This is a genomic window from Dendronalium phyllosphericum CENA369 (assembly GCF_016056275.1).
Taxonomy (GTDB): domain Bacteria; phylum Cyanobacteriota; class Cyanobacteriia; order Cyanobacteriales; family Nostocaceae; genus Dendronalium; species Dendronalium phyllosphericum.
This window is the reverse complement of the sequence record NZ_JAECZA010000001.1, coordinates 934-16,734: the sequence shown is the minus strand read 5'-3', so window position 1 is coordinate 16,734 and position 15,801 is coordinate 934. Positions and strand designations below refer to the sequence as shown.

Sequence of the window (15,801 nt, the reverse complement as noted above, 5' to 3'; positions counted from 1 at the left end):
TATTCCACTTGTAATTATTGACTGTCAACTGTATGACTGGGAACTAATTAGTTTTTTGGAGTTTCCTGAAATAGTAGCTCGTGTTCGGAAACCTGAACTTGGCAAAGTCGCCTTTAAGGGAGAGAATAATATAACGTCGCGCTTAACATTTTCTTTTTATTTGTGAATAACGTCCGCACCGTCTCTGATACAAAGCGAACTTTTTACTCCCTTCACACTCGACCGATTAACACAATTTATCGTCGGGTTGTGGAAGAACTGATGGTGGAAATGCATCTGCTATCAGTCAATGTTGACTTTAGCTACAATTCTATTTATGCATTGGGTGTCGTCACATCATTTGACCGCTTCATGCAAGGCTACCAACCAGAGGGGGATAAAGAATCGATTTTTAACGCCCTGTGTCAGGCTGTAGAGCAGGAACCACAACGCTATCGACAAGAAGCTGAACGGCTGCAAAATTTAGCTAAAAGTCTATCAGTAAATGATTTAACAGCGTGGCTCGGCCAAACTACAAATCTCGATCGCGATCCTGACCTGCAAGCACAACTGCAAGCGATCGCTAATAATCCTAACTTTAAATACAGTCGCTTGTTTGCAATAGGTTTATTCTCGTTGCTAGAGTTTTCAAATCCAGAATTAGTCAAAGATGAAAAGCAACGCACTGAGGCTTTAAAAACTGTCGCTGCTGGCTTAAAGCTTTCAGAAGAGAAACTCAACAAAGATTTGGAGTTATACCTTTCAAACTTAGACAAGATGGCACAAGCACTTATAGTAATGGCAGATATGCTCTCAGCGGATCGCAAAAAACGCGAACAGCGCAAACAACAATCAACTGCCCCAGTTGCTCCCCCAACTGCCAACGAATAGTGAAAAGTTAAGAGTTAGAAATTAAGAGTTAGGAGTTATTAACAACTCATAACTCATTACTTATCACTCTTAACTTTATACACCCAATAGTCTGTAGATTAAGCTGTTGATGAGAGTGAGTGTAAATGCCCCTAGTACAGCACTCCAAATACCGAAACGCAAGCGAAAGCCTTCTACCAACCAAGCCGCGATACTAAAACAAACAACGGCAATCATGAAGGTAAAAATGCTAGATAGTAAGTCAAATGTCAGCACATTAGGTACAGCAAATACTAGGCGTAAAATCGGTCTGACTATTGCCGTGACAATACCCAGTATTGCAGCAGATAAAAATGCTTTTTGGGGATTGTCAATTTCAACTCCCAAAGGCAACTTGCTAATAATTAACAAGCTGATAGATGTTACTATCCAAACAATTAAAAGCGTAACAATTTCATTCATTAGCCATAACCCCTGAAACGCAAATGGCAATTGGCGGTACACTCAGTTTGGTGATAGACAATCTTTGAAGCTCAACCAAGTTATTTGTAAATTAGCAGTTTTTTTTATCTAGCCAGAATTTATTTCTTATATCTTTAGGTTTTAGGAAAAAATTTAAATACAGCATCTTGCAAGTATATGAGGTACACCCCATCCGCGCGATCGCGCGGGTGGGGTATTAATGTAACTCACAAAGCTGATATCTTATCTTTGAGGAACGGGATTAGTTTTTGTAGGTACTTGAGGTACTTGTGTACTGGGAACGATGGGAGTAACACCTTGATTTGTTGGTGGTAGGCTGGGTGTTGTGGGTAAGGGAACTTGATTAGGATTTGAAGGCAAGTTAGGGTTAAACTCGCCTTGGGGATTGATTCCAGGAATTGGAACAGTATTAGGTATGTTTTCAGGATTTACTGGAAAATTGGGATTAGTAGGTATAGGTGATGTGGGTAATTGCGATGGGCCGGGTATAATTCCTAGAGAGACGCGATCGCCTCCTACTTGTCTGAGTAAATCCAAAGTCTCAATCACATCATTGTAAGTAGCTGTACGCGATGCATTTAGTACTAAAATGCCGTTGGGATTTTGTTCGAGATACTTCTTTAATCTCTGCGCCAACTCTTCTTTTCTCACGAGTTGTTTTTCTATGTAAGTATTACCAACAGCATCAATAGTGACAATCTGACTGGCATTTTGTGAGCTTGCACTAGCGACTGTACTTGTGCTGGCTTTAGGCAAATCAACATTAATTACCTGTTGGCGAGTAAATTGCAAAGCTGCTAACAGAAAAAACGTCAGGATACAAAAAACGACATCAATTAAAGGAATAATCTGAACTTGTATTTCTTCAATTGGAGTATGTAGATTAACTTTCATTGTCTGACTCTATGCATAATTTGGGATGTATCTAACATTAATTGACTATGATTCTAATGAATCTGGAGTATTTGGAGGTGCAGGAGGTTCGGGAAAAGTGCTTTTACCTCGCTTCCGGGGCGGATTGAAGCTGTTGCGTGAAGTTTCCTCTGCTATTACTGATGTACTATTGCTAAAATTAGGCGGCGACTGACGGTAAAGCAATTCCATTTCATTCCCGGCCTTACGAAATACTTTGACTTGGTTGACTAAAAAGCCTTGAAACAAGCGGTAAAATGCCAAACTCACGATCGCAACTATTAGCCCTGTTGCCGTACTAATTAAGGATTCACCAATACCAGTTGTCACTCCAGCTGTGGATTCTGTTCCTAAATCGCCAATCCGAATTGACCGCAAAGAGTGAATCAAACCCAAAACTGTACCCAACAATCCCAACAGTGGTGCTAGGGCAATCACGGCTTCTAAAAGTTTTTCGCCCCGCCGCATCCCAGCTAATTCATCTTCGGCTGTGGATTCCAGCGCCAGTCGAAAGGTTTCACTATCAATATTACGCAGGCTTAAAGGCGCATAGAGAAACCGCCCGATAGGTTGATCTGTTGCTCGTTTAGCCATTTCCGCAGCTACTTCCCAATTATCACGGGCAGCATCTAGAACGCGAGTGACTATTTCCTTTTCCTGAGTTAAAATTCGCAACCAAAACCACAAACGCTCGAAAATCACGCTTAAAGACAGTATTGACAGAACAAGCAAAGGCCACATCGCTGGCCCGCCCTTATAAAACAAATCTAAAATATCCATTTCTTAAGTTTCCTCCCTGCATTGTTAGAACAAATATCCCAAAGCATTTTAATTCTAGAGATTAATGCACAATTACCATATTCTTGTGCCCAATCGCAGAATAAAGTAAGCAGTCAGAAGATGGGGAAACAGGGGGAACGCTTGGGAAAAGGGAATATCTAAACCTTTCCCCTTTTTTCTCTAACTCTTTACGAGTAGCGTCTTCCAGACTAACATGGGCGGTTATTCCCACCAGAAATCTTTAGTATAATTTGTCAAAATTAAAAGTAATTAGAGGGCTAAAAAATGAAATTCTCAGTCCAATCGCTTTACACTTGGTATCGCAATTTGCTTCGTAATCCAAAGTACCGTTGGTGGGTTATTTTAGGAACACTAGTTTATCTAGTCAGCCCATTTGATATCGCCCCAGACTTTATACCTATTGTGGGACAGATTGATGATGTTTTCCTGATGACACTACTAGTTTCTGAAGTATCTGGACTAGTGATTGAAGGCTGGAAGGCTCGCAAAGGTAATGTGAATAGTCAAGACCCAAATCACTCAGACAATCAGTCAGAGGCTTCTGCTTCCAACGCAAACACCATTGATGTAGATGCTGTCTCTGTTAAATAGTTTTTCCAATCGAATAAAATTTAAAAAACCCCTGCTTTTGCAATTGGCTCAGAGATAAGCTTGCAATGCAGGGGATATTTGTTAATGGCTTTGGAGGGAAACCGCTCCACTTGCTACCCTGCGGTCAGCCCTCCTGGCAACTTCTGTTTGCAGTGGTGATTCACCGCACAGCACTAGCTGTTGATGACTGTGAAGCCAGCTTTTATTTGGAAGTCCTCTAAGCAATATTTAGAACTTTTCGCAACAGTAATTGGTCTTCTAACTTGGCTTTTAAGCGACCATTTTCTACGTCTCGAATCCAGCTTTGGCTTTTACCTGTGAGCTTTGCCAATTCCCGCTGGGAGAGTTTTAAATTTTGCCGCGCCTGTAAAATTTGTTCGCCAAGCAAATCACCTGTAATTTTGGGCTTTCTTCTGGACTTGATAGTTCGCCGCTGCCTTTTTTCAGATTCAGAGTTTTGTTCCCATTCTGGTGGTAATTCAAAAGATAAAATCCGCGCATTCATCAATAGATTCCACTTACCACGGGGGCCTGAATCTGTGAGACGGTTTTCGCCACCAGCATCATTGATCCAAAATTCCAATGCTTCATCTGGATCTTCAGGAATGCCCATTAACTTAGCCCATAATGGTTGAATTTCTGCTGGGTAAGTTACAGGATCGAAAATTGGTTTAATGCCAAGATGATTGAGAACTTCTAGATCGTTTTCAAATGTTCGCAGCAAACGTTTGCGTTCTTCTCTTTGTCTGGCAGCCAGGGCGACTTTTTCTTCTCCGTAAGCGATGCGTAGCAAGGTAGGAACAGTGATGCGTTGTTCTTTACCCATTTTGGTTTTAAACAGCAACCACAGCATAAGTCTGACTGCTCCTTCATGTTGCTGCCAAATGCTCATTACAGTAGTTAATAGCGTTTTCGGCAGACTACCGTATTGATAAAATGCAGTTCGCTGTTTACATGCTTGTTTATTTAAGAAATATTGCGCCCATATTCCTGCTCTCACTTTAAAAGTTAGTCCAACTAGATATTTGCACCCCATTTTATCTTCTTGAAAGTGGTGCTGAATATCTACTAAGTGCCACAAGCGACTCTGTTTAATTGAGAATCCTTGAACTCGACCTTGCCCCGGCCAGTCAATGGAAACAATTAGCGAGCAAGCTTGCTGTACAATGTTTTTCATTAAAGCTAACTTGGCATTTTTACTCAGGTCTTTGCGTTTCTCTAAGCCTAAATATTTTTCGATTTGGCGTTCGTCGATCGCAAACTCTTCTTGCCAAGGTTGCTCTAAGGCTGTAGCATGGGCGGCAAAGATCAAATGAATGCTAGCAGCTCTAATGTCAAGCTCTTCGATGGCTGTTAAGTCTGTGACGCGATCGCTAACTTTAAAGGGATCTTGGATGTGAAAGGCGATCGCTCCTCGACCTTGTTTGACTTGTCGTCCATAACATAAGTAACCCTCAGCATCAATTTCCCAGTTGAGGGATGTACGTTGTGCCAATACGTTGCAAGCTTCCCAAATTGCGATCGCGGAAGCAAATGGGTTATTCTTCCCATTGGAAAATAAATCTGGGCTGGTAGCATCTCTCGGTTCAACTTTACATCTTCCTTTTTTCGCCTGCCAAGGCATCGGAGAATTTGTCGGACAAGCTATTACACATTGCGGTTCCGGATAATAGCCTTCGCAGTTGTTACAAAGACAAGGATCGATCCAGTATTCATCGTTCTCTAGTCTGATTGCACCCGTAGGACATTGGGGACGGCAGTTGTCACATCCAACGCAACTGTTGTTAGGAATTGTATAAGGCATAGGGCTAGTTCCCACTCTAATCGTTGAGATGTCTGGCTCAGGTTTCCCCTGGATGTGTCCTCTTATTCATCATTTGCTACCACATTATCTCCGTAGCAAGAAAAAATTTTTCTTGCTGTCATCATTCCCCACATTCATCTTCAGACTTCGCATCCAACTGGAAGCTATTTCAGGCTTTTAAACTGAGCCTAATATCACTTCTTTATTAACTATACATTTCATAAAGATTTCAATAAGTTTGTTCGCAATGAGCTTAGGAATATTTCTTTATATTTGAATAAATATTTAGCTTACTAACCTTTTTTACTTGACTGAGAATTCTTACCCAAAAGCTTTTTAACGAGTATCTACGCCTATTGTAGGTGAATTTTATCTGATTTATTAATAATTTTAATATTTAATGCTATTTAATATTCTGCCATAAACGTTACATTTATTTCAGGAATTAAATAATCTGCTTTAGTAACATTAATATCAAAAGATAATTACTGTTTTGAGCGCAATTATAGAGACAAATAAATAAAAGTAAAATTGAGTATTATTGCTTTGTTTAATCTCGGCTGCAAATGTGCTATTTTCCTAGATAAATTTATAAAATGTATATTGTAATACTATTGCAATCGCATGTTTTGTGCAAATTGAAAACTTGAAAAACAATGTCATTATTTAGAGAGTTGCTATTTTTGTACATGAATAATTAACAACGATTGATTTGTCTGTACGGAAATATGTCTTTATTACCAAGCATAAAGACCTACCGATTATAAATTGCCCACCAATTATTTATCAGAACTCCTAATATCTCAATGGCTTGGCTATCAGGGAACTCCAAGGAATAAATTATTTAAATGGAAGAATGTTAAATAAGTATCTTAGTAAGAAAAATGACTAAATAATTATTGATAAAAACTTTTGTTTAACCTTTAAAACATCTAAAATCAGAAAAATATTCTAAAAAGTCATCAAAATTTGATTAGTTAAAAATTAGTTGATTGACATCAAAACAAGAGAATGAGATTAGGTTAGGATGATGATCGAAGCACCAACAAAATTGTAGGCATAACTGCCAAGGAGTTATTTATGGCAACACTAACAGGAGTGACATTTGGTGGTAAGACTTGGACACCAAAATTTGCTCAAGAAATTGACAAAGACAAATGTATCGGCTGTGGCAGATGTATGAAAGTCTGTGGTTATAGTGTGTTGGATTTGAAAGCACTCAACGAAGAAGGAGAATTTGTAGAAGATGAAGATGATGAAGAAATCGAACGGAAAGTAATGGTCGTTGCTACTCCAGAAAACTGTATTGGTTGTGAAGCTTGTTCGCGGATTTGTCCTAAGAACTGCTACACCCATGCGGCTTTGAACAATTAAGGTTTTTTGGGATTTTTAGCAGTTGTGTTTTTTACAAGGAGGCACTGTTAGAAGAAAGTGCGATCGCACTAGGCAAGGTAATTAGAGGGGAACGATAAATACTTAGCGAATCTCAACACAAAGTTCGTAGTAAACAGAACCGTAAATCACAAATTGTTAGTTATTAACAAAATCATACTTGCTGCTAATATAGGTTGGTCAATATTAAGACTAACGGTGTACTCTTGTATAAATTAACTGGTTTGTAACCAAAAAGCTCCTTTGTTATAGGAGTTAAAATATATGGCGAACAATTGGGGGGAAAGATGTGAAAAAATCTGGAAAATTCCCCCAATTTTTATAAGTGTGAGATAGAAAAATAATAAGTGAAAATAAAAAACGCTGCCCTGTGAAAATCTAAAAGTCAATTGCCAAAAATAGGGACTAGGGATTAGGGATTAGGGATTGGGGACTGGGAATTAGAAAATGAATTTTTCTCAAGACTTAATACCTAATAGCTAATACCTAAAACCAGAAAATCACACGTGTAAAGACGTTTTACAAAGCAGGTAGCATATATGGAACAAATTCCTGTTTCACTATGGACTCTGGTCGCTGGGATAGTAGTCACAGCTATCAGCATTTGGATTGGTCACACCCACTCTTTACTACCAGTACAAGCATCGCAACAAGCACCTTTGGTAGACGGATTTTTCAACATTATGTTTACCATCGCCATTGCTTTGTTTCTGGTTGTAGAAGGAACTATTGTACTTTTTTTGATCAAGTATCGTCGCCGTCGAGGAGATGATAGCGATGGCGTGCGAGTAGAAGGTAACGTTCCTCTAGAAATCTTTTGGACGGCAATCCCATCAGTGATTGTCCTGTGTTTAGGCATTTACAGTGTAGATGTTTTTAATCGAATGGGAGGGTTTGAGCCTGGGAGTCATCCTCATTTACCGAGGCATACTGCTCAGATGACAGGAAGCGCGATCGCGGCTACCTTGGATGATTCCTTAAAACCCGCAACAGCCCCAGAAATTGGTATTGGTGCGACTCCCAAAACCCTAGGTAAACCAGCCGACTTAGTTGTAGATGTTAAAGGCATACAATACGCTTGGCTATTTAACTACCCCGCAACTGGCATCAGTTCTGGAGAATTGCACGTTCCCGTTGGTGCTGACGTGCTACTCAACCTTTCCGCAGACGATGTAATTCACTCATTTTGGGTGCCGAATTTCCGGTTAAAGCAAGATGCGCTTCCTGGTATCCCCACCCAACTGCGATTTGTCGCCACCAAACCCGGTACATATCCCGTAGTTTGTGCTGAATTGTGCGGCGGTTATCACGGTTCTATGCGGACACAAGTAGTTGTTCACACACCAGAAGAGTTTGATAGCTGGCTGAGTGAAAATCAGGTTGCTCAAAAACAAGATTCGCAGCAAATCATTGCAGTGAGCGAGTCCCCGTCTTGGCGGTTTCCGGCGATGGGGAACTCGCGAACCCGAAGGGTCAATCCAGCCGACTTATCAACATCAGAGTTTCTTGCTCCCCACGCCCATCATATGGGGATTAGTGCAGCAATTCTAGAGTCATTAGTCAGTAGTCAATAGTCAGTGGTCATTAGTCAGTAGTCAGTAGTAAAAAACTAACAACTGACAACTAACAACTAACAACTGACAACTAACAACTAACAACTGACAAAGGACAAAAATATGACACAAGTAGAATTTCCACGGAACACGCCACCAGAAGAAAATAAACCCCCAACGGTTGCCCACACCTCCCATCCTAAGGCGTGGAAATGGTACGACTACTTCACGTTTAATATCGACCACAAAGTTATTGGTATCCAATACCTAGTGACGGCGTTTGTGTTCTATTTGATCGGCGGACTGATGGCGATCGCTCTGCGTGCTGAACTGGCAACACCAGAGGCAGATGTGCTAGACCCCAATCTGTATAACGCTTTCATGACCAATCACGGGACGATCATGATCTTCCTATGGATCGTTCCTAGTGCCATTGGGGGATTTGGTAACTATCTAGTGCCACTAATGATTGGTGCTAGGGATATGGCTTTCCCGAAGCTGAACGCGATCGCCTTTTGGTTAAACCCGCCAGCTGGGGCGCTCATCCTAGGTAGTTTCATCTTTGGTGGTTCGCAATCAGGTTGGACAGCTTACCCACCTTTGAGTTTGGTGACAGCGCCCATCGCTCAAACAATGTGGATATTAGCGATCGTTCTGGTGGGAACTTCCTCAATTTTGGGTTCGCTGAACTTTGTGATCACCATTCTGATGATGAAGGTTCCCAGCATGAAATGGGATCAGCTGCCTCTATTTTGTTGGGCAATCCTAGCAACTTCAGTTTTGGCACTGCTTTCCACACCAGTGTTAGCCGCCGGTTTAATACTGCTGTTGTTTGACCTCAACTTTGGGACTTCCTTCTTTAAACCAGATGCAGGCGGTAACGTTGTTATTTACCAACACTTGTTCTGGTTCTATTCTCACCCGGCAGTATATTTGATGATTCTGCCCATCTTCGGCATCATGTCCGAGGTGATTCCCGTTCACGCGCGTAAGCCAATTTTCGGTTATAAAGCGATCGCTTATTCAAGTTTGGCAATCTGCGTCGTCGGTTTGTTCGTCTGGGTACACCACATGTTTACCAGCGGCACACCTGGTTGGATGCGGATGTTTTTCACCATCTCTACCCTCATCGTTGCCGTTCCCACTGGCGTGAAGATTTTCGGCTGGGTTGCGACTCTGTGGGGTGGTAAAATCCGCTTTACAACTGCCATGCTTTTTGCTATTGGCTTGTTGTCCATGTTTGTTATGGGCGGTTTAAGCGGCGTGACAATGGGAACAGCCCCCTTTGATGTTCACGTCCACGATACCTATTATGTAGTGGCACACTTCCACTACGTTCTATTTGGCGGTTCCGTGTTTGGCATCTATGCCGGTATCTATCACTGGTTCCCCAAAATGACCGGACGCAAGCTGAATGAAACTTGGGGTCAGATTCACTTTGTCCTCACACTCATCGGCACAAACCTCACCTTCTTGCCCATGCACGAGTTGGGTTTACAAGGAATGCCCCGACGAGTTGCCATGTATGACCCACAATTTATCGACCTTAATCAGCTTTGTACCTTTGGTGCATTTGTCTTGGGGATATCGGTAATTCCCTTTGCCATCAACGTCATCTACAGTTGGAGCAAAGGTAAGCTAGCGGGTGATAATCCTTGGCAAGCTTTGACCTTAGAATGGACAACCAACTCGCCACCCCTCATTGAAAACTGGGAAGTGTTACCCGTTGTCACTCATGGCCCTTACGACTACGGTCACTCCGAAGTACAGCCAGCAGGTACACCAGAAGTTAGTGCTTAGTTAAAAAATCTTGTGGGGTGGGCATCCTGCCCGCCCTTTCACCTTTGTTGGACATTTATTTAGAGGGTCAACCAAATGACCATAGCGACCACGAGCGAACATCACGAAGAACACCATCCAGATTTAAGAGTATGGGGACTGTTGACATTCCTCGTCTCAGAATCTTTGATGTTTGGGGGATTTTTTGCCACTTACTTGTTCTTTAGAGGCAGTACAGTGGTTTGGCCTCCAGAAGGAACCGAAGTAGAACTATTATTGCCGACAATTAACACCATCATTCTGGTATCCAGCAGTTTCGTCATTCACTGGGGTGATACGGCGATTAAAAAGAATGATGTCAAAGGAATGCGGCGGTGGTACATCGTTACCGCAATCATGGGGGCAATTTTCTTACTCGGTCAGGCGTATGAATACGCCACTTTAGGATATGGTCTAACCACCAACGTTTTCGCCAACTGCTTTTACATCATGACGGGCTTCCACGGTTTGCACGTTTTCGTGGGACTGTTATTGATATTAGGAGTATTGTGGCGATCGCGTCGTCCCGGTCACTATTCTGCGACCAAACACACTGGCATAGAAATGGCAGAAATTTACTGGCACTTCGTAGACATCATCTGGATTGTTCTGTTCACCTTAGTGTACATTCTCACTTTGTTTTAAAAGTGCTGAGTCAGGAGTAGAGACGCGATTAATCGCATCTGTACAAGAGTTTTGAGTGGGGAGTGCTGAGTGGGGAGTTGCGTATTCTCGTCTGCCCCTCTGCTCCCCTGCTCCTGTGCTTATTTCCCAGTCCCCAATTCCCCAGTTCCCCAAAAGATTATGCAAGTTGATGCCAATCGATTCTCCTGGTTTCAGGTTCCAGAAGATATCAAAAAATTACTTATCTTAGCAGCACAAAACTGGGAAAACACCTCAGATTCAGAAAAGTATATTCAACAAGCTTTATCTATATCTGGTGGAAATACAGAAGTTTTAGTAGCAGCATATAGATTTTTCTACTATAAAAACAATTATTCACTTGCACTACAAACAGCAGTTAAAGTTTTAGATAAAATTAAAGAACAAGAGCATTTCTCTGATAACTGGGAGCAACTGAAGCCGATATTAATTAATCGACGAGAAGAACCCCAAATCAGATTGTACTTGAATGCTTATGCTGCTGCTGGATTAGTATTGGCAAAGTTAGGGGAAATCGAGCGAGCCAAGGAAATCAGCGCCAGAGTCAAAGAAATTGATAAAAAGAATGACTTTGGAGCCGGAATCCTTTTGGATATTTTGTCGCGTCCAGCAGAAGATGATGATTAATTAGTCAACAATCAACAAGTAACAATCAACAGTCATGAGTAGTTTTTCTCTCTATCAACCTTTTTCTATGTCTGACCTTCCGAGTAATCCTCTCCCTGCTACTTTTCCTGCATCTCCTATCACCATCCCCAATCATAGTAATGTCGGCTCTCTTTATCCCGCACCAGTATTTCTTTTACCACAATCTTCTCAACTGAGATTTTAAAGTTTATGAAAGGTAGGGATTGGCTGGTAAATGAAGATGGTGATTATCAAGCCTGCAAATCTGTCAGAGCATGGGATTTACTAAGAGAGAATTATCGTCTTTATCGGTTTTTAACTGAAGTAGAAGATGTTCTCAATGGTGTGGAGGATGAATCTAGTCGTCTCCCAGAAATCATGATGTTAGTCAGGCGTTTGATTGTTAATTCCTACTGGGTAAGAAGTCAATATTTAGAGCCTTCTGCCAAAACGGGAACCTCTGTTTCACTCCTATATGATGAGTTGGGTTTTCCCTTAACTGTGCAAACGGTAACATTTGCACCGGGAACCAGATCGAACATTCATAATCATGGAACTTGGGGAGTAGTGGCGGTGTTAAAAGGTCAGGAAAAAAATACCTTTTGGCGACGCGATCGCAACCCCAAATCAGAGGACAAAATAGAACCTACTGGTGAAATAATTCTGTCGCCAGGAGATATTGTCAGCTTCACTCCTGGGGCAATTCACTGCGTACAAGCAGTAGGCGACGAACCAACTGTGACTTTTAATGTTTATGGGGAAACCGATCCGAAAGAAAGATTCGAGTTCGATCCAGTTAAACATAGTGCTAAAAAGTTTTAACACCATGCTTACAACATTTTTCAACTGCGTAAACTCCAAAATCAAAATCTATGTAAAAACAGGCTATGGCGCATCTCGACAGTGGTTGTAATTACGAATTAATAATTGGGAGGCAGTTGAATGGCAAGAGTAATTTTCTATGAAAAACCAGGCTGTAAAAATGGTACTAGGCAAAAAGTTTTATTAACAGCTGCGGGTCATGAAGTGGTAGCGTACAGCCTACTAACAGAACCTTGGACAGCCGAACGTTTACGCTCATTTTTTGGCGATCGCTCTGTAGCCGAATGGTTTAATCGTTCTGCTCCACGGGTAAAATCTGGTGAGGTGGTTCCCGAAAACACTGATGAACAAACTGCTTTGTTGCTGATGTTGAAAGAGCCTCTATTAATCCGCCGTCCTTTACTAGAAGTAGGCGATCGCCGTGAGGTAGGCTTTGATGTCGAAAAGATTGATGCTTGGATTGGCTTAAAACCTGTGGATGAGTCCTTCCAAGAAATGAGCGAAAATCTCATGAGCAAAGATTTGCAAGGCTGTGCCCACGGTAATGGTCATCACCACGACAATCACCACAATCACAAAGGTGGCTGTAACCATCATTAGACCAAGAGGCGCTGTTAAGGCACAAATTTCTTATTAATTCAATCGCTGCCATGTCAACTCCTGATTAACATGGCAGTTTTGATTTCGATCCTAGTACTGACGATTCAGGTATAGCCGTAGCCACACCCTTTAGGACAGTTTTGATTGCTCAAAGCCTTAAAGCAACTGGGTTTTTACTCAGGACTCAGCACTCAGGACTCAGCACTTTGCTATAATTCCTGCTTGTTGAAAAATCTGTTGCGGTGTAATTTGCAGTCCTTCGAGAAGGGAGTCTTCTAAACTGTCTGCACCATTTTTTGTTTGAGGTCGCGCGTCAGGATAGAAAATAGTGACTGTTTTAGCTTTTGCATCTACTACCCAAACTCTCATTACACCTGCATCAAGGTAGTCTGTGGCTTTTGCACTCATTTCTCCAAAACTTTGGTCAGGAGAGGTAATTTCAATAGCTAATTCTGGAGGGATTGGGCAAGCTTCATCCTCAATGATGTCACTAGGAAGGCGAGAATAAGATACATAAAGTAAGTCTGGTACTGGAACCCAGTCACGACCCTGACGTTTTAAGGTAATTGCCCACTCGATACCAACCTCACCGCGATCTTTCGCCCAGGGAGTTAGAAGTTGACTAAGAGCAAGAGTTAATCTGGAGTGAAACCTTTTTGGAGCCATCTTTGGTTTTGCTTCCCCATCTACTAATTCGTAGGTAATATCTCCTTCTCCTTGTGGTAGTCGAAGGAATTCTTGCAGTGTAAGTAGGGGTCTAGTTGCAACCATAGCATTATTTGTCACTGGTAAGTGCTTTATGCGTTCTAACATTTCTGGATTTAGATATATTTATTTTCACTTACCCACTCAATTAGTAGTAAATCGCTTTGGTAAGCTGACTGTAACTGTAGTTCCTTGTCCTACTTGACTGGACAAGGTAATATTGCCACCATGTAACTCTACACAAGCTTTAGCGATCGCTAGTCCTAAACCCGTACCAGGAATTGTGTCAACGTTACTTCCACGACAGAAAGATTGAAACAAGTTTTTTTGGTCTGCAAGCGGTATACCGATTCCCCGATCTTTGACATAAAACATCACTTCTGAGTCGTTGCCGATCAGGTGAAATTCTACTCTGCTTCCTTTAGGAGAGTACTTAATCGCATTGGACATTAAATTTGCAAAGATTTGCTGCAAAAGTCCGCGATCGCCCCAAAAGCCTTGATTATTCCCAGTACTCTCAAAAATCAATTCGTGGCGATCGCCTACTGTTTCTCGCTCTTGTTCTACAAGTTCAAAGAAAAATTGCAGTAAATCGAGCGGAATTGGCTTAAACTTGGCTTTATCCAACTCAAATTGGTTAACTAAAAGCATGTTATCCACGAGTTTGGACATATACCTAGCTTTTTGCTCAATGATTTGCATGAATCTGTGTTGTTTAGATTCATCTAACTGCTGAGAGTGTTTTACTAAAGTTGATGCAGCAACAAGGATAGAAGTTAAGGGCGTGCGACACTCGTGAGAAACCGTGCCAATGATTTGAGATTTAAAGGTGTTGAGTTGCTTTTCTTTCTGTAACGCTGCTTGAGTTTGGGCTAGTAATTCCGCTTGTTGAATTGCGATCGCTAGTTGCACCGACACTTCATAGAGCATTTCCACATCATCAGATTGCCATTGTTGCTCCCCGGAATCTTGATAGGCAATCAACAAACCCCAAGGCTTAGGAGTCAGGTTGCCATTGTTACTTAGATTAATGGGAACTACTAGATGTGCTTTAGTATGAAATTGCGCGGTTGGGGTGTCATAACAATTACTCAAGCCAGCTTCATAGACATAAGAAATTGCTCTTTTACCAGGAATTAAAGATTGAGGATTAGGAATTGGGCAAAAGGAAAAGGGAATAAGCGAAGATTCATCTTCTTGCCCTTTAACATTTAACTTTTTCCCTGTCTCACCTAGTTCCCAATTCTCATTTTCCTTTTCTGCTCTCTCTTGATAGCAGATATTTTGGATGCGATCCTCCAAATGAGAGGGTACTCTTTGATAAACCAATCCTTCGATATCTGGGCGATCGCCCAACGCTACATTGCCCGATTCAGCTGAGGAGGCAACTATCTTACCACTTAGGTCTGGGGCGAACTGATATACCATCACGCGATCGCACTTTAGAAGTTGCTGTACTTCTACTACAGCCGTATTCAAAATTTGCTCCAAATCAAGAGATTGACGAATTCGCAGTGCGGTTGTAGCTATTAAACGCTGACGCTCCTGAGTTTTGCTGAGTTGGGCTTGCAAACCTAATTGCTTGATGGCGTTGCGGACTGATAATTGCAATACATCTGGCTTGAGTTGTTGCTTAATCAAATAATCTAAAGCACCCCTTTTCATCGCTTGCACAGCGACTTCTTCATCACCACGTCCTGTCAGTATAATTACTGGTGTAGCAGTATCCAAAACTTCTTGATTTAGGCGATCGAGGAGTTCTAGCCCATTCATATCTGGTAGACACAAATCAAGCAGAATGACATCAAAGTGCATTTCTTGGCACAAGGCAAGCCCATCTTCTGCACAGTCTACCTCTAAAATTTGGTAAGACAGGTGCGGATCTCTTAAAAGAAATCGACGATAGATTTTTCGATCTGCTACACAATCATCAACGATCAGTAGCTTCCATGTATCTAACATAGAGGAGCTGGGAGCAATATAGATTACTCTTATTTAGATTGTGATTTATTACATATTTCTAAAAATAATCTAAAATTCCCAATCAATATAAATAAAATCTAAATTTCTTTACTAAATGCCAAGAAACTGGGTGAGACGAGAAAAAGGAATCTGAAGAAGAGAAAGAATTAAAGGGCAATGAAAAGTTCTCTCATGCATTCTCCCTCATCTCCCTCATCT

At 41.5% G+C, this 15,801-nt stretch carries 17 protein-coding genes; 11 read left to right on the top strand and 6 right to left on the bottom strand.

What is annotated here, in order from left to right; genetic code table 11:
- The first annotated feature begins 162 nt into the window (after positions 1-162).
- Complete coding sequence (gene psb29 / locus I8752_RS00095; RefSeq protein ID WP_214430290.1) at positions 163-870, top strand: photosystem II biogenesis protein Psp29; 708 nt, start codon at positions 163-165, stop codon at positions 868-870.
- Positions 871-945: 75 nt separating this feature from the next.
- Here the strand turns inward: psb29 and I8752_RS00090 are convergent, their stop codons facing one another.
- From I8752_RS00090 to I8752_RS00080, 3 genes are all read right to left on the bottom strand, one after another.
- Positions 946-1,311, bottom strand: coding sequence for a phage holin family protein (locus I8752_RS00090; protein ID WP_214430289.1), 366 nt, complete (start codon positions 1,309-1,311; stop codon positions 946-948).
- Positions 1,312-1,554: 243 nt separating this feature from the next.
- Positions 1,555-2,226 (bottom strand): ExbD/TolR family protein, encoded by a 672-nt coding sequence (locus tag I8752_RS00085; protein ID WP_214430288.1) that lies wholly within the window; start codon positions 2,224-2,226, stop codon positions 1,555-1,557.
- A gap of 45 nt (positions 2,227-2,271) precedes the next feature.
- Positions 2,272-3,024 carry a MotA/TolQ/ExbB proton channel family protein gene (locus I8752_RS00080; protein WP_214430287.1) on the bottom strand — a complete coding sequence of 251 codons (753 nt, stop codon included), beginning with the start codon at positions 3,022-3,024 and terminating at the stop codon, positions 2,272-2,274.
- 285 nt (positions 3,025-3,309) lie between these two features.
- On the opposite strand from I8752_RS00080, the gene I8752_RS00075 reads away from it, so the two are divergent.
- Together I8752_RS00075 and I8752_RS00070 are read left to right on the top strand one after the other, a co-directional pair.
- Positions 3,310-3,636 (top strand): YkvA family protein, encoded by a 327-nt coding sequence (locus I8752_RS00075; protein WP_214430286.1) that lies wholly within the window; start codon positions 3,310-3,312, stop codon positions 3,634-3,636.
- 65 nt (positions 3,637-3,701) lie between these two features.
- Positions 3,702-3,857: a hypothetical protein gene (locus tag I8752_RS00070; protein WP_214430285.1), complete on the top strand. Its 156-nt coding sequence runs from the start codon at positions 3,702-3,704 to the stop codon at positions 3,855-3,857.
- Here the strand turns inward: I8752_RS00070 and I8752_RS00065 are convergent.
- Positions 3,854-5,440, bottom strand: coding sequence for a helix-turn-helix domain-containing protein (locus I8752_RS00065; protein WP_214430284.1), 1,587 nt, complete (start codon positions 5,438-5,440; stop codon positions 3,854-3,856). The two genes, I8752_RS00070 and I8752_RS00065, sit on opposite strands and share 4 nt — an antisense overlap.
- Before the next feature lie 1,080 nt (positions 5,441-6,520).
- Here I8752_RS00065 and fdxB point away from each other — a divergent pair.
- The 8 genes from fdxB (at position 6,521) to I8752_RS00025 (ending at position 12,915) form a co-directional block, all read left to right on the top strand.
- Positions 6,521-6,814, top strand: coding sequence for a ferredoxin III, nif-specific (fdxB, locus tag I8752_RS00060; protein WP_214430283.1), 294 nt, complete (start codon positions 6,521-6,523; stop codon positions 6,812-6,814).
- Between the two features lie 557 nt (positions 6,815-7,371).
- Entirely contained in the window at positions 7,372-8,406 is a 1,035-nt protein-coding gene (locus I8752_RS00055; protein ID WP_214430282.1) for a cytochrome c oxidase subunit II, read from the top strand.
- A gap of 102 nt (positions 8,407-8,508) precedes the next feature.
- Complete coding sequence (gene ctaD, locus I8752_RS00050; protein ID WP_214430281.1) at positions 8,509-10,185, top strand: cytochrome c oxidase subunit I; 1,677 nt, start codon at positions 8,509-8,511, stop codon at positions 10,183-10,185.
- A gap of 75 nt (positions 10,186-10,260) precedes the next feature.
- Complete coding sequence (locus I8752_RS00045; RefSeq protein ID WP_214430280.1) at positions 10,261-10,848, top strand: cytochrome c oxidase subunit 3; 588 nt, start codon at positions 10,261-10,263, stop codon at positions 10,846-10,848.
- Between the two features lie 159 nt (positions 10,849-11,007).
- Positions 11,008-11,493 (top strand): hypothetical protein, encoded by a 486-nt coding sequence (locus tag I8752_RS00040; RefSeq protein ID WP_214430279.1) that lies wholly within the window; start codon positions 11,008-11,010, stop codon positions 11,491-11,493.
- Between the two features lie 67 nt (positions 11,494-11,560).
- Positions 11,561-11,698: a hypothetical protein gene (locus tag I8752_RS00035; protein ID WP_225895364.1), complete on the top strand. Its 138-nt coding sequence runs from the start codon at positions 11,561-11,563 to the stop codon at positions 11,696-11,698.
- A gap of 5 nt (positions 11,699-11,703) precedes the next feature.
- Positions 11,704-12,315, top strand: coding sequence for a cysteine dioxygenase family protein (locus tag I8752_RS00030; RefSeq protein ID WP_214430277.1), 612 nt, complete (start codon positions 11,704-11,706; stop codon positions 12,313-12,315).
- 120 nt (positions 12,316-12,435) lie between these two features.
- On the top strand, positions 12,436-12,915 hold the full coding sequence (locus tag I8752_RS00025; protein WP_214430276.1) for an ArsC/Spx/MgsR family protein: 480 nt from the start codon (positions 12,436-12,438) through the stop codon (positions 12,913-12,915).
- A 198-nt stretch (positions 12,916-13,113) separates the two neighbouring features.
- On the opposite strand, the gene I8752_RS00020 is transcribed toward I8752_RS00025, so the two are convergent.
- Positions 13,114-13,686: a Uma2 family endonuclease gene (locus I8752_RS00020; protein ID WP_214430457.1), complete on the bottom strand. Its 573-nt coding sequence runs from the start codon at positions 13,684-13,686 to the stop codon at positions 13,114-13,116.
- Positions 13,687-13,764: 78 nt separating this feature from the next.
- Entirely contained in the window at positions 13,765-15,582 is a 1,818-nt protein-coding gene (locus I8752_RS00015) for a hybrid sensor histidine kinase/response regulator (protein WP_214430275.1), read from the bottom strand.
- Between the last annotated feature and the right edge of the window lie 219 nt (positions 15,583-15,801).